Source organism: Clostridium sp., assembly GCF_018372875.1.
GTDB lineage: Bacteria > Bacillota > Clostridia > Clostridiales > Clostridiaceae > Clostridium.
In genome coordinates this window covers 1-20,413 of sequence record NZ_JAHAIF010000052.1, presented here as the reverse complement: position 1 = coordinate 20,413, position 20,413 = coordinate 1, and the positions used below count along the sequence as shown (strand labels likewise).

The following is a 20,413-nucleotide window of genomic DNA, read 5'->3' as shown; positions in this document are numbered from 1 at the left end:
TTTAAATCTATTTCAATAGAGTGATGGGGTCCGCTTTTACCACGATGGTGTTCGTTACAAAGGTATTTATAGTTAATTTCTATATCTAAACCGCCTTCACTTCTATGAACTATATGGTGTATATCAGCTGGCTTATTACATATTTCACAAAAGAACAATAACATACCTCCTTATTAAATATGTACTTATTATATAATAAATTAAAAACAACTTCAATTTTGTAAAAAATTTCAATAAAAATTATTAAATAACAGTATGAATAGTAATTCAAATACATATTTTATAATAACGTGTAAACACGTAGTATGGTATTGATAAAGAGGTATATCTTACTATATAATATATTATATAAAGGAAAGAAAGGTGATAAGAGTGAGACAAAACTATAACTCCTTTAAGTATTGGGAATATTTAATCCATGAAAATAAAACTATAAGAGGCCATATGTTTATGGATAATCCACCAAAGGAAAAGTCACTTTATATTCATACTTTAATATTTTCAAAAAATAATGGTATTGATAATATCTATGCATATTTCCCTGATGCAAAGGTGTTACTTGGATATATTCAATATTCTTTCTTGCAAGAAGCTTTTTATAAATGGATATATGGTAAAGATAGAATAATAATTAATATCCCATCGATTCCTGTTGATAAAATTATAAGGGATGGATTATCAAAAGGGAAAATATCAAAAAGTGAAGCACAGTTAATGTTAAGTCACTATACAAAAGTATCGAAAATGTGGGATCTACCAAAAGATAGAGTTATACCTGAATTGATTAAATTTAGTAGAGAATTTAATAAAACTTGGTATGGTGATAATAAAGAGTTTTTATATTTAAAGATATTTAAAAATCCAGGGGAACTTGGAGATTTTATTGTAGATTCTACTATGTTAACTAATGATGAAAATACATTTATATGTAAAACTGGTGTAACAGTAAATGAGTGGAAGAAGATATGTAGTGAAGCAACAAAAAATGAAGTGAGTGCAGAGAAGTTTAAAGAAATATTGCAAAAGAATTTGTCAGAAGTAATATAAAAAAATAATATTATAGCATCTTGACCATAAAAAAGTTAGATGCTATAATATTTTATGTAAATAAGCGCTATTAGCTCAGTTGGTAGAGCACCTGACTCTTAATCAGGGTGTCCCGGGTTCGAATCCCTGATGGCGCACCAAATGAAAGGAATCTAGTTATAGGTTCCTTTTTTTCTTGTATAATAAAAGAGACTTAATTTGAGAGGAGAAATATATGAAAACAAAAGGAAAATTTTCTGCATTATTGCCATTAGCAGTTTTTTTAATAGTTTATGCAGGAACATCGATTATAGCAAAAGACTTTTATGCAGTGTCAGTGATAGTACCATTTTTAATATCTGCCATAGTTGCTTTATCAATGAATAAGAAGAGAACATTTGAAGACAAGCTTCAAGATTTTTGTAAGGGAGCAGGAAATTCTAATGTTATATTAATGATTCTTATATTTGTATTAGCAGGAGCATTTGCACAAGTAGCTAAGGCTATGGGAGCTGTTGATTCAACAGTAAATTTTGGACTTTCAATTTTGCCTACAAGTATACTTGTACCAGGTGTATTTATAATAGCTTCATTTATAGCATTATCAGTAGGAACATCCATGGGAACAATAGTGGCATTAGTTCCAATAGCAGTAGGAGTATCAGATAAGACAGGAATAGCTGTTGCTATAGTTGTAGGGGCTGTGGTTAGTGGAGCTATGTTTGGGGACAATTTATCTATGATATCAGATACAACAATTGCTGCAACTAGAACTCAGGGTTGTGAAATGAAGGATAAGTTTAAAATGAACTTCAAAATAGTATTACCAGCAGCTATAGTTACTGCCATTATATTTATGATTCTTACAAAAGGAACATCTATACAAACTTTAGGAGAGTATGAATATAGTTTTATAAAGATACTTCCATACATAGTTGTGTTAATATCTGCATTAATGGGTATAAATGTAATATTTATTTTAATAGGTGGAATTGTGTTTGCAGGGGCAATAGGAATTTTATATGGAAGCTTTGATATAATAGGATTGTTCACTAATATTTCAGCTGGAATCCAAGGTATGAGCGAACTTATAATAATCTCTTTATTAATAGCAGGAACAATTGAGCTAATTAAAAATAATGGTGGAATAGAATATATATTAAATAAAGGTATGAAGAACTTTAAAAGTAAAAGAGGAGCTGAACTTGGTATTGCTACATTAGTAAGCCTAGTGGATATTTGTACAGCTAATAATACTATTGCAATAGTAACTGTTGGGCCAATAGCTAAAGATATTTCAGATGAGTTTGAATTAGAGCCTAGAAGAGTAGCTGGCATAATGGATATGTTCTCTTGTGTATTTCAAGGGTTGATCCCTTATGGGGCACAACTTATTTCAGCCTCAGGATTGGCTATGATATCACCATTTGCAATAATAAAATATTCAGTTTATCCATATTTAATGGGTATTTGTGCTTTGGTATCAATTTACCTTTATTGGAGAAAAAGAAGTGAATAAATAAAGATTAAGAGAAATTGCAAATGCAATTTCTCTTATTATTTATAAAGAAGGCAAATACTTTGAGAAGATATCCCAAGTCCCTCTCCTGTAAATCCAAGTCCTTCTTCAGTTGTAGCTTTTACATTTATTTGATCAATGTCTATGTTTAAGGCATTAGCAATATTCTTTCTCATTAATGGTATGTGAGGTGCCATTTTTGGTTTTTGTGCTATAATTGTTGAATCTATGTTGGAAATTTTGTAACCATTTTCATACAAAAGCTTTCCTACTTCTTTTAATAAAGCTATACTTGAGATTCCCTTATATTTAGGATCAGTATCAGGAAAGTGTTTTCCTATATCACCTAAAGCGGAAGCTCCCAATAAAGAATCCATTATAGCGTGCAATAACACATCAGCATCAGAATGGCCAAGTAATCCATACTCATATGGAATTTCAACACCACCAAGAATAAGTTTTCTGTCACTAACTAATTTGTGAACATCATATCCAAGTCCAATTCTCATATAATCATCTCCTGTAAAAAATGTATATAAGAATTATACCATTATTGAACATTTTTTACTCTAATATTTACATTAGAAATCCTTTGTTCTGTTAAAAAAAGAAATTTAAAGTATCTAACAAAGGAAAAAGATTTTGTAGTAATAAGGAATCTGATATAACTTACTTTCTTACGTCTATAGATAAAGTCAACGTAAATAACATTTCCTTTCATAGATAAACCTCACTTTCAAATTATATGGGTTCAGTAAAATATATTTGCAAAACCTTTGATATATACAGAGTAGGTGTAGGTTTTTATATGGTATAATACATTATATGTGAGGTAGTATAATTTGATAATGTGACTTAAGTTGTCGTATTACCATGAAAGGATGATAAGTATGGCTGAGTTTAATAGAAATAAATATATATTTTCAAGTACCCAAGCTATTATTGAAGTTGGTGAAGAAGCAAGAAGAATAAGGGAAAAGCAAATATCATTTATGCTTAAGGAATTATTTTTATATAAAATACTTGTAAAAGACTTGATTAATATATTTCCAACATATAGAGATAGAAATTTAATTTTGAATATAGCAAGTTATATATATGAAGACTATGAACTTTTTGAGAAAGTTCAAAAGAAAAGAGAGTTACCAGTAGCAATGGTAGCTAAGAGGACGCGAGTATCTAGAACATTTTTAGAGATATGGCAAGATTATATATTAGTATATGTAATAATTCTTTCAAACCCTAGTTATAAGTGCATACAAGATTATATGCGAATAGAAGAGAGAAGTAAGAGTGCTGCATTATCTTCAAAAGAGAATAAAAATAATGATATAAAAAAGGGAATAGTTCTTAAGGTAAATAAAAGAAGTGTATTTGTATTTACAAGTGCAGGGGAGTTCTTGAAGTTAAAAAAGGAAGGGGATTTAAAAGTAGGACAAGAGTATAGAGGGAAAGAGAAGAAAGGAATTAGAAATTATAAGTTACAAATATGTGTAGGAGCTGTATTTTTAACTTTTATTTTAGCAGGTGGAATTTACCAGTATACTAAGACGGTAAGGACTGTTGTTATAGATACAACATCTCAGTTAAAGTTTGAAGTTAATAGATTCAATAAAGTAATATATACTTATTCACCAACTCAAAAAGGTAAAGAACTTATAAATATTGTAAATCCAAAGTATAAAAATATAGATACAGCTTTAGAAGAATGTTTAAGATATGCCAAGGAAAATGAAATGATACCAAATAAAAGTATATTAATTACTGTAAGTGGAGAAGCTTTAAAATATGGATTATTAGAAGATACAGCAAGGTATGTTAAGGAAGAAAAAATAAGAGTATTAGTAAATAATTCAGGTAAGGAACATAATATTAAAGATATGGTAAATGATGAAAAGGAATCGAAGGATGAACAGAAATAATAATGTAATAGTACATAATGATAGAAAAGAAGAGATAAGATTAAATAAATACATAAGTGAGACTGGAATTTGCTCTAGAAGAGAAGCTGACAAGCTTATAGAAAGTGGAAAAGTAACAATAGATGGAGTAAAGGCTACTATGGGGATGAAGGTAGGAAAAGGGCAAATAGTTAAGGTAAATGGGAAAGATATAACTAAGGAAGAGGAACTTATTTATATAGCATTAAATAAACCTGTAGGTATAACTTGTACAACTGAACATAAAGTAAAAGGAAATATTGTTGATTTTGTTGGACATAAAAAAAGAATATTTCCTATAGGAAGATTGGATAAGGATTCTCAAGGGTTAATTTTACTAACTAATGATGGAGATATAGTTAATAAAATTTTACGTGCAGGTAATAATCATGAAAAGGAATATGTGGTAACTGTTAATAAGCCGATTAGTGATGATTTTATTAAGAAGATGTCATCTGGGGTTAGAATTCTAGGTACTGTTACTAAGAAATGTTTTGTTAAAAAAGAAGGAAGCAAGGTATTTAGAATAATATTAACAGAGGGAATGAACAGGCAAATAAGAAGAATGTGCGAAGTTTTTGGATATAAAGTAGTTAAACTTGAAAGAGTTAGAATAATGAATATTAATTTAGGAAATTTAAAGAATGGTAGTTGGAGAGACTTAACTACAAGAGAATTAGCTGGTATAAATGAACTTATAAAAGATTCCCAAAAGGTTTATAAAGAATAATAGGCAAGGAAAATAATTTTATAGTTTCCTTACCTTAATATGAATGGAGTGGATATTTGCTTTCTGTGATTTAAAGTAAATATCCACTTTACTTTTTTTATTTATTTGTATTAATTAATCTGCTTTTAAATCTTTCCATTGTATATCTAGAACTTACATAAATTCTATCAAGTTTTAAAGGAATATCCTCCCTGTCAGAATAACCTAAGTTAGTAGTGAAAGCTAATGAGTAGCCAGCTTCCTTTACAGCTTTAATGCTATCTTCATTTAAGTCACCATATGGGTAAGCTACAGATAGAACTTCCTTACCAGTAATAGATTCTATCTTTTCTTTTGACTCTTTTAGTTCTTTAAGTTGTTCTTCATAAGTAAGTTGATCTAAATGACTGTGGGTTGCTGTATGGCTTTCTATATCTATTCCATAGTCAGACATTTCTTTAATTCTTTCACTAGATAAGTAGTAGCTACCCTCATCAATTACAGAAGTAATAACAAAAATTGTTGCTTTCATATCTAATTCTTTAAGTATTGGAAAAGCATTTGTATAGTTGTCCATATAACCATCATCAAAGGTTATAAGTATACTTTTTTCTGGTATTGGTTTTTCATTAATAATATAGTCATTAAACTCGCTAATAGTTAAAGTAGTATATCCTGAATCTTTAATAAATTGAAGTTGCTCTCTAAGTCTATCAGGAGAAATAATAACTTCATTTTCCTCTGAAGGATCTACTGAGTGATAATATAGGACAGGAACTCCACGATTATCGTTAATAAGTGTTAAACCTTCAAATCTATTAATTTCTTCTGGTTCAGTTTTAGGTTCTTCTTGCTCTTCATTTAGTTGTAAATTTTCAATATTTTCATTACTTGCAGTGCTTTTTTGTTCTTTTTCTTTAATATAAATAGCAAATATAACTCCTATTAGAACTATTATAAGTGCTATTAATATAATATTTTGTAGTTTTTTACTGGAAATTTTCATCATAATATTCACCTTTAAAAATATATTTGTTGTATATGAATTTTATCATACCAAGATATGTAAAGTAAATAATCAAATGAAAATATAGAAAAAAATGGATGGTATCCACATTGTCCACAATTGGGTGTGGATAAGTTGTTAAGTAATTGTGAATTGGTATGTTGATAATTGTTAAAAAAAAGAGAATACTATATAAAAAAGAAAGAAGAGGATGATTAAGTTATGAGTAACAAAGTTTTATTAAGTTTTTCTTTAATAGTTATCAACATTATAAACAGTTTTTGTCCACAAGTAGTGTTGGCAAGTGAAACGTCGAAAAATGAAGAAGAGATTAGAATTGTGGATAAAGTCATAAAAGAGAAAGATGATTATGTAGATGTAGATGTAATTATACCTCAGATAAGTGGTATATCTAATAAGAGCAAAGAAGCTTTAATAAATAAAGAAATAGAAAATTGGACTCTAGAGTGGATTAAAGACATTAGACTGATTGCAAAAGAAAATTTTGATACCAATGTTAAACCATTAGCACCTTATGAAGCAAATGCTAGATATGAACTTAAGAGTACTAGGAATCCTTTAAGCTTTTATATAGATTACTATCAATTCATAGGTGGTGCTCATGGAATTACTACAAGAAAGTACTATAATATTGATAAAAAAAGTGGAGAAGTTTTAAAGCTTAATAATTTATTTAAAGAGAAATATGATTATACAAGTTTGATAAATAAGAAAATTCAGAGTGAAATAGACAAGAATAAAGATATGTATTTTACAGGTAAAGAGGGCTTTCAAGGAATAAAGGATAATCAAGGCTTTTTTATAGAAGGAAATAATTTAGTAATATTTTTTGCACAATATGAAATTGCACCATATGCTGGAGGAATGCCTGAGTTTAGGATTCCTTTAGAAATATTTAAAAAGAACTATGTCTATGATAAAATTAATAGTAAATAGTTAGGTTGAAAGGAAATAATATGAATAATATAAAAGATATTATATTAAAACTGAAGAACTATTATTTATCTGGGAAAACAAAAGATATTAATTTTAGAATAGATAATCTAAAAAAGTTAAAAAGATTAATAAAAGAGAATGAAGAAATTATTTTAGATGCTTTAAAAAAGGATTTAGGAAAATCAAACTTTGAAGGATACATAACAGAAATTGGAATGGTGTATGAAGAAATAAACATCATGATAAAAAATATAAAAAAATGGTCTAAAAAAGAAAAAGTAAAATCTTCAATTAATTATTATCCTAGTAAATGTTATGTATATAAAGAACCTTATGGAGTAGCTTTAATTATAGGTCCATTTAACTATCCTTTTCAGTTAATACTATCTCCTTTAATAGGAGCAATTGGTGCAGGAAACTGCGCAGTTATAAAGCCTTCAGAGTATTCTGTTAATACATCTATGTTAATTGAAGAGTTAATTAATAATAACTTTAATGAAGAATATATTAAGGTGGTTAATCCAATGGGAGGAAAAGAGGTTGTTTCTGAATTGTTAGAACAACCTGTAGATTATATCTTTTTTACAGGTAGCGTAAGAGTAGGAAAGATAGTTATGGAAAAGGCCTCTAGGTATTTAATTCCTGTTACTTTAGAGTTGGGAGGTAAAAGCCCATGTATTGTAGATAAAGATGCTAATATAAAGATGAGTGCAAAGAGAATTGCTTGGGGAAAATTTTTAAATGCTGGCCAAACATGTGTGGCACCAGATTATCTTTATGTACATGAAGATGTAAAAGTAAAGTTTTTAGAAGAGTTAGTTAAGGAAATAGAAGAGCAATTAGGGAAGAAACAAAAAGAAAGTCCTGATTATCCAAGAATAATTAGTGAGAGAGAAGTTAGAAGACTTTCTGAGTATTTAAATGAAGGAGAAGTATTCTATGGGGGAGAAGTATCTATAGAAGAAAAATATATATCTCCAACCATATTAGTAAATATAGGAAAAAAAGCTAAAATACTTGAAGAAGAGATATTTGGACCAATTTTTCCTGTATATGAATTTAATAATTTAGAAGAAGTAGTAAGTAAGGTTAATAATGGAGATAAGCCACTAGCTTTATATTACTTTTCTGAAGATAAAAATAAAATTGAGTATGTGTTAAATAATACATCATCAGGTGGAGTTACAATAAATGATACTGTAATACATGTTGCATCAACATATCTTCCTTTTGGTGGAGTAGGTAATAGTGGTATAGGCTCTTATCACGGAAAGGCTAGCTTTGACACATTTAGTCATAGAAAGTCTGTTTTAAAAAGAGGAACATTTATGGAATTACCCTTTAGGTTTGCTCCATATAATGATAAATTAAAATTAATAAAGAAAATATTAAAATAGAGGGGGTTTATGTTTATGAAAAAATATTTAGCTTTTGATATTGGGGGAACAAAAATTAAATGGGGTATATTAAATGAAGAAGGATCTATTTTAGAAAAGTCTAGCTTTGATACAAGAAGAGAAAGTGAAGAATTATTTTTAGAAAATATAATAAAAATAGCTTTAGAAAGAAAAAGCGAAGTTGAAGGTGTGGCTATAAGTATGCCAGGATTTATTGATTCTATAAATGGTATACCAAAGGTTTGTTATGCAATAAGATGTATTGAAGGAAAATGTATTACAAAGATAATAGAAGAAAAGACTGGACTAAAGGCTTCAGTAGAGAATGATGGAAAGTGTGTAGCTTTAGCGGAAAAGTTTAACGGAAATGCTACTGAATGTTCTGATTTTGTGTGTGTTACTATTGGAACAGGCATAGGTGGAGGAATCTATGTAAATAATAAATTACTTAGAGGAAGTACCTTCCAAGGTGGAGAGTTTGGATTTATGAGATGTAATGAAAAGGGAATGTATAGTAATACAGCATCAACTTTAGCATTAATAAAAGAATATATGAAATATAAGAATTTAGATAAAGCAGTAGATGGACAAGTTGTCTTTGAAGAGGGGGAAAAAGATCCTAAGGTAAAAGAAATAATAAATGAATGGTATGGATTAATTGCTACAGGAATATATAATTTAAGTGCTACTTTAAATCCAGAAAAAATACTTATTGGTGGCGGAGTAAGTGAAAGGGAAGAATTTATAGAAGAAGTAGTAAATGCATTGGAAAAGATAGAGGCTTGGAATGATGTTAAGTGTGTCGTTGAAAGATGTAAGCATAAAAATGATGCGGGAATGATAGGAGCTGTTTATAATTTCCTTAATGAGTAATAAGTAATTGGTTAGGAAGCTTTGTGTAGTCAAGGCTTCTTTTCTTTTGGAATTAAATATAAAATCTTGGGAAAACTATTTTAAGAATTATTTGTAAGGAGTGAAGACCATGAGAGGTAGAGAAGTTTTAAGTGAATTAAATAATGGTTTTTCTAAGATAAAAAATAATTATAAATATATTAAATCTTTGTCAAAGCAGGGGGAAGAGGTCTTAAGTTCAGGTGAATGGCTATTAGATAATATATATCTAATAGAAAAAGAGTATAAGTCAATAAAGGAAAATATGCCTCACGATTATTTTTATAATTTACCTTTTTCAGATGAAAAATTAGATAGTAAAATTCAAAGAATATATTTTTATGCTAAAGAATTCATTAAGAAGTATGAAGGTATAGTTACAGAAGATAAAGCAATAAGCTTTATACAAAGTAAGGATGAAAAGTTTACTATGGGTGAATTATGGGCGTTTCCAATAATGCTACGAATAGCTATTATTTTGGAATTAGCAGATGTGACTGATAGGCTTACAAATGTTCAAAATGAGAAAAAATTAGGGAAAGACCTTGCTTACCAGATTATAGATTCTATAAATAAAAATGATTTAGAAAAGGTATTAGCCTATATTAATGAACATTATGAAAATATAGATGGCTTGCTTAAAGATGAGCTATTAAAAGTATTAAGAGATAATTCTATAGAAGAGAAAAGTGTATATGATTTAATTGAACAAAAGTCTAGTGGCTCTAGTGATAAGGAATCAGTAAAAAAGTATTTTATAGAAGGAACCATTGAGCAAAATATAAGTACATATATAAGTGCATTAAGAAGTATAGAGGGTATAAGTTGGAAAAAATTCTTTGATTCTACATCAATAGTAGAAAAAAAGTTGCAAACAGACCCCTATGGAACATATGAAAAAATGGACTTTAAGTCTAAGGACTATTATAGACATAGTATAGAAAAGTTAGCTAGAAAGTTTCAGGTAGGTGAAATAACATTAACGGAAAAAGCACTTTATCTTGCCACTAGAGCTAAGGAGGAGGGGAAGAGATCTTATAGAACTCATGTTGGATATTATCTTATAGATGATGGAGTTAAAGAACTATCAAATGAACTGAATTTACATGTTAAAGTAAATAATAAGTTTTCAGAAGGGCTATACATTACTATAAACATAGTATGTACCTTAATGATTGTTTCAGTAATTTTAGCATTTAGTTATATGTTAGGAGTACGTTTTTCTACAGGACAATTAATTGTAGCTGCTTTACTTATGATTGTTCCAGCTAATGAAATAGTTGTAGCCCTTATTAATTGGTCTGTTAGTAAGTTAAAGCCAATAAGGCATGTTCCTAAGCTAGATTTATCAGAAGGAATTCCAGATAATAAGAAGACAATTATAGTAATACCAGCTATATTACCTAATGCAAAAAGAACTGAAGAATTAATGAAACAGCTTGAAGTATCTTATCTAGGTAATAAGGATAAAAATTTATACTTTGCTTTGTTAGGAGATTTTAAAGATAGTAAGGTTGAAAAAACTTCAGATGAAGAAGAAATAATAGAAGCTGGATTTAAAGAAGCATTAAGAATGAACAATAAGTATTTTAGTGGCGAAAAGCATTTTTTCTTTTTAAGCAGAAAAAAGATATATAACCCAAAAGAAGGGGTGTATATGGGCAAGGAAAGAAAAAGAGGCAAACTTATGGAGTTCATGAACCTTCTTAGAGGGGAAGAGAACCATACTTTCAGTGTAATGAGTAGTTATATAGGAAGCTTAAAGGATATAAAATACATAATTACATTAGATGCAGATACTTTTATGCCAAGAGATTCAGCTATTAAATTAGTTGGAGCTATGAGTCATATTCTTAATAGAGCATGTGTTAAAAATAATTCTGTAAAACATGGATATGGGATTATGCAACCTAAGGTAAGTATATCCTTAGAAAGTAAAGATAAGTCTGATTTCTCTAGAATTTTTGCAGGAGAAGGAGGAATTGATGGATATTCAATTGCTTATTCAGATACCTATGAAGATTTATTTGGAGAAGGTAGCTTTACAGGTAAAGGAATAATAGATATAGATGCATTTAAAGAAGTTCTTGAAGGAGAAATTCCAGACAATACTGTATTAAGTCATGATTTATTAGAGGGAGCTTATGCAAAGTGTGCTTTAGTTACAGATGTAGAATTTATTGATAATTATCCATCTAGTTACGAATCAAGCTGTAAGAGAATACATAGATGGGTAAGAGGAGATTGGCAAATTTTTAAGTGGCTATTTTCTAAAAAGATATCAGTATTATCTAAGTGGAAGATATTTGATAACTTAAGAAGAAGTTTATTAGCTCCAGTGTTACTTTTATCTATAATATTAAATCTTACATTTTTAAATGGAAGTAATCAGATAACATTTTTATGCTTTTTAGGAGCCATAGTACCATTAGTTTTTACAGTAACAGACTTTGTTGTTACTCCTAGGAATATGATTAGGGGTACATTTAAAAGTATGCAACAAATACTATTAATAATTAGTTTTATACCATATCAAGCCTATCTTATGGTAGATGCTATCATAAGAACTATTTATAGAATGACAATATCTAAAAAACATAGATTACAATGGCAAACAGCAGAAGAGGCAGAAAGAACAACTAATAATTCATTAAGTTCTTACTCAAAGAGAATGTGGTTCTCTATTTTTTGTGGAATATTAGTAGCTGTTTTAGCCATAGATGAAAGATTTTTAATAAGTATAATAAATTTACCTCTAGCTCTTTTATGGATAGTGAGTCCATACATAGCTTACTACATAAGTCTTCCTGTGAAAGAAAAAGTGTTTAAGATTAAATATGAGGATAAAGAATATTTAAGAGATAATACAAGAAGAATATGGGCATATTATCAGGATTTTGTTAATGAAGAAAATAATTTTCTTGCACCAGATAACTATCAAGAACAACCATATAAAGGTGTGGCCCATAGAACTTCTCCTACTAATATTGGTATGGGGCTAATTAGTAATATTGTAGCCTATGACCTAGGTTATATAACTTTAGGAGAAGTTATTGATAGAATAGAACTAACTTTAGAGGGCATGAAAAAACTAGAAAAATGTGAAGGACATTTTCTTAACTGGTATGATACAAAAAGTTGTGAACCACTATGGCCTAGATATGTTTCCACAGTAGATAGTGGGAACTTATTAGGGTATTTGTGGATTATAAATACAACTTTAGAGGAATATAAAAATAACCCTTTAATAAGAATTCAAGAAATATTAGCATTAAGGGATTCTCTTAAAATAATTGGGATAGAAGGTTTAATTAATAAAGAAGCTTTAAATAAGATGGAAGTAAAAGATTATATTCCAACCTTGGAGAAACTTCTATTGGAATTAGAAGAAATTGATATAGAGAATGAAGAAGATAATGAAAAAATATATTGGATAGGAAAAACAAAAAAAGAAATAAAGTTGAAAATATCATATTATCAATACTTTTTAGATGGAGTAGAAAAATTATTAGATAATAAGTCAATAAAGAAAGCACCATCTATAAAAAGTTTTCTAAATCATTTAGATGAGATTTTGAGATCCTCTGGAGATGAGTTTAAGGAGGCTATAGAGGATAAGGTAAACAGTTTAAAGGTGCTTAAAGAAAGAATGGATAACATCATGTTAGATATTAATAATATGATGAATGATATGAACTTTAAGTTTCTATACAATAATGAAAGAGGATTGTTTGCTATTGGATATAACTTAGAGGAAAATTCATTAGGAAATTCCTACTATGACTTGTTGGCATCAGAATCAAGGGCCACTTCATTTATTACAATAGCAAGGGGAGAGGTTCCTAGTTCACATTGGTTTAATTTAAGTAGGGCTATGACTAATGCTTTTGGTGGAAAGAGCTTAGTTTCATGGAGTGGAACTATGTTTGAGTATTTCATGCCAGCATTAATAATGAAGAGCTATCCTAATACATTGCTACAAATGACATATGATTCAGTAATAAGGGCACAGAAAAATTTCACAAAGACAAAAGAAATACCTTGGGGAATTTCAGAGTCAGCATATTATCAATTTGATGTAGCAGATAATTATCAATATAAGGCTTTTGGTGTACCTGGAGTAGGACTTAAAAGAGGGCTAGAAGATGAGTTGGTTATTTCGCCATATTCAACCTTAATGAGTCTACCTTACTCTAAAGAGAGAGGAATAAGTAACCTTAGAGAATTAGAGAAAAAGGGTGCTTATGGTAGATATGGTTTTATTGAAGCTATAGATTATACTCCTAATAGGGTGAGTAAAATGGATAGTGGAGAAGACAATAATGAAAGCAAAGATGTTAGATGTTATATGGTGCATCATTTAGGTATGTCTTTGATGGGGCTAGATAATATTTTAAATAATAATATATTTCAAGAGAGGTTTCATAGAATTCCAGAGGTTAAGGCAACAGAGTTATTACTGAAGGAAAAGATTCCAGAGAAGATTACCTTTGAACATGAACAAGATTTAACTATAAAGAAGGAAATACTAGAAAGAGAAAACTTTGTACCTAGAATATATGAGGGAATAAAGAGAGAAAATCCAGAAGTATTACTTTTATCAAATGGAAGTTATTCTACTATGGTAACCCTATCAGGTAGTGGATATGGTAAGAAGGATGGAATGACAGTTTATAGATGGAAGGGAGATAATACTTCAGATAGTAGTGGTATGTTCTTCTATATTAAAAATTTAAATTCTAATGATTATTGGAGTGCAACATATGAGCCATGTAAATATGGTGGAGAGGATTACAATGTAGAATTTACTTTAGATAAAGCAAAATATAGTAGAAGAGATGGATCTATTAAAACAACTATGGAGGTGGTTGTATCTCCTGAGGATGATGTTGAAGTAAGAAAAATCACTTTAAAAAATACAGGAGATAAAGGAAGAAGCATTGAAGTTACAAGCTATATGGAGGTAACCCTTCAATCCTTTGAGGGAGATGCTGTTCATCCAAGTTTCTCAAATTTATTTATAGGAACAGAGTTTAATGATGAAGGAAAATGTCTTTTAGGAAATAGAAGGGCTAGAGTTAAGAATGGTACTGTACCTTATATATTCCACAAGGCTATTACATCATCAGAGATGGAAGGTGCAATTACCTATGAAACATCAAGGGTTAATTTTATAGGTAGAAATAGAGATTTAAGGAATCCTAGTGCAATGGATAATGATTCATCCTTATTAAATACAGTAGGAATAGTCCTTGATCCTATTATGAGTATGAGAGTTAGATTAAGGCTTGAACCAGGGGATGTTAAGGAAGTTTATTATATAACGGGAACAACAAATGATAAAGAAGAAGCTTTAGCTCTTGCAGAAGAATATGGAGAAGTTAGCAAATTAGATAAGGTGTTTAATTCATATAATAAAGCTATTCAACTTGAGTTAAAAGCTTTAGGAATAAAGTCTTCACAAGCAAACATTTATCAAAGCTTAGCTTCATATATATTATTCCTTCACAGTGGTAGAAGAGATAGGGAAGATTACATAAAAAATATTAGTAAACATCAGCAAGATTTATGGGCTTATGGAATATCTGGTGATTTACCTATAGCTATGGCAGTAGTTAAAGGTGAAGAAGATATGGATTTAGTTAGAGGGATGATAAAGATGCATTATTATTGGAAGATGAAAGGTTTAAAAGTAGACCTTCTAATTTACAATGATGAAGAGGCATCTTACGAGCAACCAATGCAAAAGAGTATTATAAGTGCAATAAACTTATCTAAAGAAGGAGATATTCTGAATAAACCAGGTGGAATATTCCTTCATAATAAGTCCACTATGGGTGAAGATATAAAAGACTTCATTATAGGAATATCAGCATTATATGTAGATAGTGAAAAGGGATCTATAATAACTCAAATTAAAGAAGTGGATACAAGTGAAGAGGTTGAATTCTTAAGACATAAGGAATTAGTTGAAAAGAGTAAGATAAATGTACAAATAAAGAAAGAAGAAAAAGTAGATTATGGTGAAAAAATTCTTAGGAATGTAGAAGAACTACCTGAAAATAGTGTTTCTAGAAATGAAGATTTAAGTGAAAAATTAGATTTTTGGAATGGATATGGAGGATTTGATCCAGAAGATAAGAGTTATGTTATAAGGCTAAATGACTATAATAATACTCCTGCTCCATGGATAAATGTAGTTTCAAACGAAGACTTTGGCTTCCATATATCAGAAGTGGGTTCAGGATATACATGGTGTGGAAATAGTAGAGAGAATAAAATAACTCCTTGGAGTAATGACTGGGTAATAGATCCACCAGGAGAAGCGCTTTATATTAGAGACAATAATAGTGGAGTGTATTTCTCTATAACCCCTAAACCAGTTAGAGATGGAGGAGAATATATTATTAAGCACTCTTTTGGATATTCTACATTTACTCATACAGCATACAACATAAAAGGAGAAATGCAGATTTTCTGTCCTAAGGGAGAAAAGTTAAAAATACAAAAGGTTACTTTAGAAAATCTATTAGATAAGGAAAGAGAAGTATCAATATACTACTATGCTCAATTAGTATTAGGGGTATTTAATTATGGAAGTGCAAAATATATTTCTACAGAGTTAGAAGAAAATTATATTTGTGGGCAAAATCCATATAGCCAATACTTTGGAAATATGAGAGCTTACTTAACTATTTTAGGTGGAGAAACCTTATCTTTTACAGGTGATAGAAAAGAATTCCTTGGAGTAGGTGAGGATATTTCTTCTCCTAATGCTTTAAATTATAAAAACTTATCTAATAAAACAGGAAGTATATATGATCCTTGTTTAGCAACTGAAACTAAGATTAAATTAGCTCCAAGGGAGAAAAAAGAGATAATTATACTATTTGGTCAAGATGAAAGTAAGGAGAATATATCAAAATTAATAGATAAGTATAAAAATATTGAAGAATGTCACAAAGCCTTAGAGGAAGTAAAACAATATTGGTCAAATTTCCTAGGAAATATACAAGTAGAGACAAAAGATAAGTCTATGGATTACTTGATTAATGGTTGGTTATTATATCAAACTTATAGTTGTAGATATTTAAGTAGAACAGCCTTCTACCAATCAGGAGGAGCCTATGGTTTTAGAGATCAACTTCAAGACTCTATGAATTTAGGAATTGTTAACCCTAATATAGCTAAGGCTCAAATAATAAGGAATGCATCAAGGCAATATCTAGAAGGAGATGTACAACATTGGTGGCATCCTGTTGTAAATAGTGGAATAAGAACAAGATTTTCTGATGACTTATTGTGGATGCCATATGCTACAGCTCAATATATAAAAAGAACAGGGGATTATAGCATATTAAATGAAAAAGCCCCTTATCTTGAAGATGAACCATTAAGAGAGGGAGAAGATGAAAGATATACAATTGTAAATAACTCTCCTACTGAAGGTACTATTTATGAACACTGTATTAGAGCTATAGAAAAGGGCTTGAAATTTGGTGAACACAATATACCTTTAATGGGCAGTGGTGATTGGAATGATGGAATGAGCACTGTTGGTAATAAGGGCAAAGGTGAAAGTGTATGGCTTGGATGGTTCCTTTATGATATATTAAATGACTTCCAAGATATATGTAAATATATGAAAGATGAGGAAAGTCTAAATAGATATTTTGAAATGAAGGAGTTTATTAGAGAAAATATTGAAAAGAATGCTTGGGATGGTGGATGGTACAGAAGAGCATACTTTGATGATGGTATACCGCTTGGATCAAGAGAAAATGAAGAATGTCAAATAGATTCTTTAGCAGAAAGTTGGTCATTAATTTCAGGTGCAGGTAAATATGAAAGAGCTGTTGAAGCAATGGAAGCTGTAGATAAGAACCTAGTTAGAGAAGATAAGGGAATGATTCTACTATTAGCACCACCATTTGAAAAATCATCATTAGAACCTGGATACATTAAAGGTTATGTTGCTGGTGTTAGAGAAAATGGAGGGCAATATACTCATGCAGCAGTATGGGTAATCTTAGCCTTAACTAAACTAGGCTTAGGAGATAAGGCTTGGAAGTATTACAACATGATTAATCCTATTAACCATTCAAAAACTGAACTTGAATGTAGAACATATAAGGTTGAACCATATGTTATGGCAGCTGATGTATACATTAAAGAACCTCACGGTGGAAGAGGAGGCTGGAGTTGGTATACTGGAGCTTCAGGCTGGATGTATAAAGTAGGTATTGAAGATATTTTAGGACTAAAACATGTAGAAGGAAAAGGATATAAGGTAGAACCTTGCGTGCCAGCAGATTGGACTGAATATAATATTAAGATTAATAATGAAAAAGAACATTATGATATTAAGGTTATAAGAGGTAAAGAAAACAAGATAAGAATAGATGGTAAGGAAATGGATATAATCCCTAAAGAAGCAGGCACTTTAAAAATAGAAGTTGAGTTTAAGTAATAAGAGTAATAGAGTAAGGAGAAGCTGCTTTGATGGCTTCTCTTTTCTTTCATTGTTTACAGAGTATAGAAAAATGTGTAAAATATAATTGGTTAGGTGGTGAATTTTGGTGAATAATAGTAGAAAAGGATTAGGAATTATTATTGTATTATTTATTGTCCTAATAGGAGTTTTAACTCTTGGTATTTTTAAAGAAAAGAAAATGCAAAAAGATAGTGAGAGTGTAACTTCAGAATGGGTTGCGTCAAAAGATAACAGTACTAGTAAAGAAGAAGATAAGAAGGAAGAAGAAAAGCCTTCTGATGAAGAGAAAAAAGAAGAGCAAGAAGCACCAAAAGAAGAGTATAAGGGGCTTTATAGCAAATTAAAAAATAAGGCTGATGTAAGAATGCTTGTATTAGGTGATGGATTGGCACTTAGCCAAGGAAGAAATACTACAGCTGGTATTTGGGATAAGGAAATCGCAAATTGGATGACTAATACCTATGGTAGCAAGGTAGAATTAGTTTCTCTTGCAAGAGCTGGTGCAACATCAGCAGTAGGGTATGAAGTTGCTGCAAATAATGATATAAGCAATTACGATTTAATCATTATTTGCTTTGGACAAAACGATAATAATAAGCTAACTAATATTAATACTTTTAATGCTAATTATCAGGGGATAATTAATAAGGTAAAAGAGAAAAATCCTGAGGGTACAATTTTACCTATATTACCAAGTACATTAGTTGCAGATAACGCATATAGAGTTGCTATACAAAATATTTCTAAAAATAACACTCTTAATGCAATTGATGTAAGCAATGAGTTTGCAAATTCTGGTGTAGCAATAAATCAACTTGTAGGTAATGCTGGGTTACCAAATGATAAAGGTTATGGACTATATATTAAGGCTGTAACTAAGCATATAGAAAACTCAATGAATTAATTAACTAGGGGGAACAAAGGATGAAGCTATTTGTAACTGATTTAGATGGAACTTTAGTTGAATATAATAATATGACAGATGAAAACCTTGAAGGAATTAAGAAACTAAATGTTTCAGGAGAGCTTCTAGCAGTTGCAACAGGTAGAGCTTATAATAGTTGTGCTTTTTTAAAAGACAAGTATGGAATAAAAGTAGATTATTTAATTCTTTTAAATGGTGGATTAATAATAGACAAGGATGGTAAGGTGGTTCATCATAAAGAAATATCTTATAATACAGTAAATAGCATTATAAATGATATAAAAAGTGATGATTCTGTAATATCTGTGGAAACAGGATATACCTCTTATGTAGTTCATGGAAGATATAAAGAAGACATAGATTGGGACGGGTTAGAATATGAAGATTTAGAAAATATTAAAGACAAAAACCTATCTTTAATTTCTCTTTATTATCCAAAGTCAGATATAGAGGAAGTTGAGAAAATATGTAGATTTATAAATGAAAAATATTCAGATGAAGTAGTTGCATATAGAAATACTTGCTTTATTGATGTTGTTCCTAAAGGATGCTCTAAAGGAGAAGGAGTAAGCTATGTAAAGGAAAGAGAAAACATAGATACTAAAAATACATATGCTATAGGGGATTCTTATAATGATATACCAATGTTTAAAGAAGCAGGAAATAGTTTTACTTTTGAAACATCAGAAGATGGAGTAAAAAAGGAAGTTAAGTATATTGTTAATAGTGTTGCAGAAGCTATAAAAAATTATTGCTTAAAGTAGCATAAATAAAACCAATTTTTATTTGTTGTTTTTCTATACAAATTTTGATAAAATATAATATGTTTTTCAAAAATGTAATGGAGGGTTTGATATGCCTGTAAAAATAGCAATACTAGGTGGACCTAGATGTGGAAAGACTACTTTGATGCAACAATTATATGTAGATTTAAAAATTAGAGATATTAATGTAGGTGCAGCTTCAGAATATAGCACGGATTATTTAAGAGATAAAGGTATGATTGAAAATATAGCTGAACAATATGGAATATACTTAGGTCAGCTACAGTTAGAACAAGAGCTAGAACAATTTGATTATGCAATTACAGACTATGCCACTTTTGTACCATATATATATGGTAGATTTATGCTTGGTGATAAAGAAAGAAGCAAGAAAGAAATTGAAATCTTAAAGGATTTATATGTTCTTGCATTAAGAGATTTACCTAAGTATGACTATGTATTCTTTGTCCCAAGAGAATTTGGTTACACAAAGGATGGAGTAAGATGGCAGAATGAAGAAATGGCATCTGCTGTAGATAATGCAATACTTAACTTTTTACAATCAGAAAATGTTAAGTATGATGTTATAACTGGCAACACAAAAGAAAGAGCAGAAGCAATATTAAAGAAAATTAATTTAGTATAATCAAGTGAATAAAGATAATAGATATAATAAAGATGTTGATGGGGCTGTATCAAAATAAATTTGATACAATCCGATAAAAAGAAAGAAGAGAATTCATGAATTTGAATTCTCTTCTTTCCGTATAATATTAATATGAAAA

Annotated in this window: 14 protein-coding genes and 1 tRNA gene; 12 read left to right on the top strand and 3 right to left on the bottom strand. The window is 29.6% G+C overall.

The features are described 5' to 3' along the window. Positions 1–158 (bottom strand): HNH endonuclease signature motif containing protein (locus KIB46_RS13640; RefSeq protein ID WP_291672604.1); only part of this gene is annotated, 158 nt, incomplete at its 3' end. A gap of 214 nt (positions 159–372) precedes the next feature. Here KIB46_RS13640 and KIB46_RS13635 point away from each other — a divergent pair. The 3 genes from KIB46_RS13635 to KIB46_RS13625 all read left to right on the top strand — a co-directional run bounded on the left by KIB46_RS13635 (position 373) and on the right by KIB46_RS13625 (position 2,545). Further along, positions 373–1,047, top strand: coding sequence for a hypothetical protein (locus tag KIB46_RS13635; RefSeq protein WP_156560346.1), 675 nt, complete (start codon positions 373–375; stop codon positions 1,045–1,047). A gap of 64 nt (positions 1,048–1,111) precedes the next feature. Then, positions 1,112–1,187 (top strand) — tRNA-Lys (locus KIB46_RS13630). 74 nt (positions 1,188–1,261) lie between these two features. Continuing rightward, on the top strand, positions 1,262–2,545 hold the full coding sequence (locus KIB46_RS13625) for a Na+/H+ antiporter NhaC family protein (protein ID WP_291672599.1): 1,284 nt from the start codon (positions 1,262–1,264) through the stop codon (positions 2,543–2,545). Positions 2,546–2,583: 38 nt separating this feature from the next. Here KIB46_RS13625 and ispF read toward each other — a convergent pair whose 3' ends face one another. Continuing rightward, positions 2,584–3,054, bottom strand: a complete 471-nt coding sequence (gene ispF / locus KIB46_RS13620; protein ID WP_156560350.1) for a 2-C-methyl-D-erythritol 2,4-cyclodiphosphate synthase — start codon at positions 3,052–3,054, stop codon at positions 2,584–2,586. 381 nt (positions 3,055–3,435) lie between these two features. On the opposite strand from ispF, the gene KIB46_RS13615 reads away from it, so the two are divergent. Beyond that, positions 3,436–4,467 carry an anti-sigma factor domain-containing protein gene (locus KIB46_RS13615; protein WP_291672596.1) on the top strand — a complete coding sequence of 344 codons (1,032 nt, stop codon included), beginning with the start codon at positions 3,436–3,438 and terminating at the stop codon, positions 4,465–4,467. Beyond that, entirely contained in the window at positions 4,436–5,215 is a 780-nt protein-coding gene (gene rluF / locus KIB46_RS13610) for a 23S rRNA pseudouridine(2604) synthase RluF (RefSeq protein WP_291672602.1), read from the top strand. The genes KIB46_RS13615 and rluF overlap by 32 nt, the downstream gene beginning before the upstream one ends. A 97-nt stretch (positions 5,216–5,312) precedes the next feature. Here rluF and KIB46_RS13605 read toward each other — a convergent pair whose 3' ends face one another. Then, a complete protein-coding gene (locus KIB46_RS13605; protein WP_156560411.1) occupies positions 5,313–6,200 on the bottom strand; it encodes a polysaccharide deacetylase family protein in 888 nt (295 codons plus the stop codon). A 222-nt stretch (positions 6,201–6,422) separates the two neighbouring features. On the opposite strand from KIB46_RS13605, the gene KIB46_RS13600 reads away from it, so the two are divergent. From KIB46_RS13600 to KIB46_RS13570, 7 genes are all read left to right on the top strand, one after another. Beyond that, the gene (locus KIB46_RS13600; protein WP_291672594.1) at positions 6,423–7,157 is read left to right on the top strand and encodes a DUF3298 and DUF4163 domain-containing protein; all 735 of its coding nucleotides are present in this window, start codon (positions 6,423–6,425) and stop codon (positions 7,155–7,157) included. 20 nt (positions 7,158–7,177) lie between these two features. Then, on the top strand, positions 7,178–8,554 hold the full coding sequence (locus KIB46_RS13595) for an aldehyde dehydrogenase (RefSeq protein WP_291672592.1): 1,377 nt from the start codon (positions 7,178–7,180) through the stop codon (positions 8,552–8,554). A 15-nt stretch (positions 8,555–8,569) separates the two neighbouring features. Next, complete coding sequence (locus KIB46_RS13590) at positions 8,570–9,427, top strand: ROK family protein (RefSeq protein WP_291672590.1); 858 nt, start codon at positions 8,570–8,572, stop codon at positions 9,425–9,427. Positions 9,428–9,536: 109 nt separating this feature from the next. Next, entirely contained in the window at positions 9,537–17,915 is an 8,379-nt protein-coding gene (locus KIB46_RS13585; RefSeq protein ID WP_291672588.1) for a glucoamylase family protein, read from the top strand. Positions 17,916–18,024: 109 nt separating this feature from the next. Beyond that, positions 18,025–18,843, top strand: a complete 819-nt coding sequence (locus KIB46_RS13580; RefSeq protein WP_156560379.1) for an SGNH/GDSL hydrolase family protein — start codon at positions 18,025–18,027, stop codon at positions 18,841–18,843. Positions 18,844–18,863: 20 nt separating this feature from the next. Then, on the top strand, positions 18,864–19,628 hold the full coding sequence (locus KIB46_RS13575; protein WP_291672586.1) for a Cof-type HAD-IIB family hydrolase: 765 nt from the start codon (positions 18,864–18,866) through the stop codon (positions 19,626–19,628). A 91-nt stretch (positions 19,629–19,719) separates the two neighbouring features. Then, positions 19,720–20,274 (top strand): AAA family ATPase, encoded by a 555-nt coding sequence (locus KIB46_RS13570; RefSeq protein ID WP_156560383.1) that lies wholly within the window; start codon positions 19,720–19,722, stop codon positions 20,272–20,274. Positions 20,275–20,413 lie beyond the last annotated feature (139 nt).

Bases quoted from the DNA above. Each gene is read 5' to 3' on its own strand.
- KIB46_RS13625 (WP_291672599.1), top strand. From the start codon at position 1,262: ATGAAAACAAAAGGAAAATTTTCTGCATTATTGCCATTAGCAGTTTTT.
- ispF (WP_156560350.1), bottom strand. From the start codon at position 3,054: ATGAGAATTGGACTTGGATATGATGTTCACAAATTAGTTAGTGACAGA.
- KIB46_RS13615 (WP_291672596.1), top strand. From the start codon at position 3,436: ATGGCTGAGTTTAATAGAAATAAATATATATTTTCAAGTACCCAAGCT.
- rluF (WP_291672602.1), top strand. From the start codon at position 4,436: ATGAAAAGGAATCGAAGGATGAACAGAAATAATAATGTAATAGTACAT.
- KIB46_RS13605 (WP_156560411.1), bottom strand. From the start codon at position 6,200: ATGAAAATTTCCAGTAAAAAACTACAAAATATTATATTAATAGCACTT.
- KIB46_RS13600 (WP_291672594.1), top strand. From the start codon at position 6,423: ATGAGTAACAAAGTTTTATTAAGTTTTTCTTTAATAGTTATCAACATT.
- KIB46_RS13595 (WP_291672592.1), top strand. From the start codon at position 7,178: ATGAATAATATAAAAGATATTATATTAAAACTGAAGAACTATTATTTA.
- KIB46_RS13590 (WP_291672590.1), top strand. From the start codon at position 8,570: ATGAAAAAATATTTAGCTTTTGATATTGGGGGAACAAAAATTAAATGG.
- KIB46_RS13585 (WP_291672588.1), top strand. From the start codon at position 9,537: ATGAGAGGTAGAGAAGTTTTAAGTGAATTAAATAATGGTTTTTCTAAG.
- KIB46_RS13575 (WP_291672586.1), top strand. From the start codon at position 18,864: ATGAAGCTATTTGTAACTGATTTAGATGGAACTTTAGTTGAATATAAT.
- KIB46_RS13570 (WP_156560383.1), top strand. From the start codon at position 19,720: ATGCCTGTAAAAATAGCAATACTAGGTGGACCTAGATGTGGAAAGACT.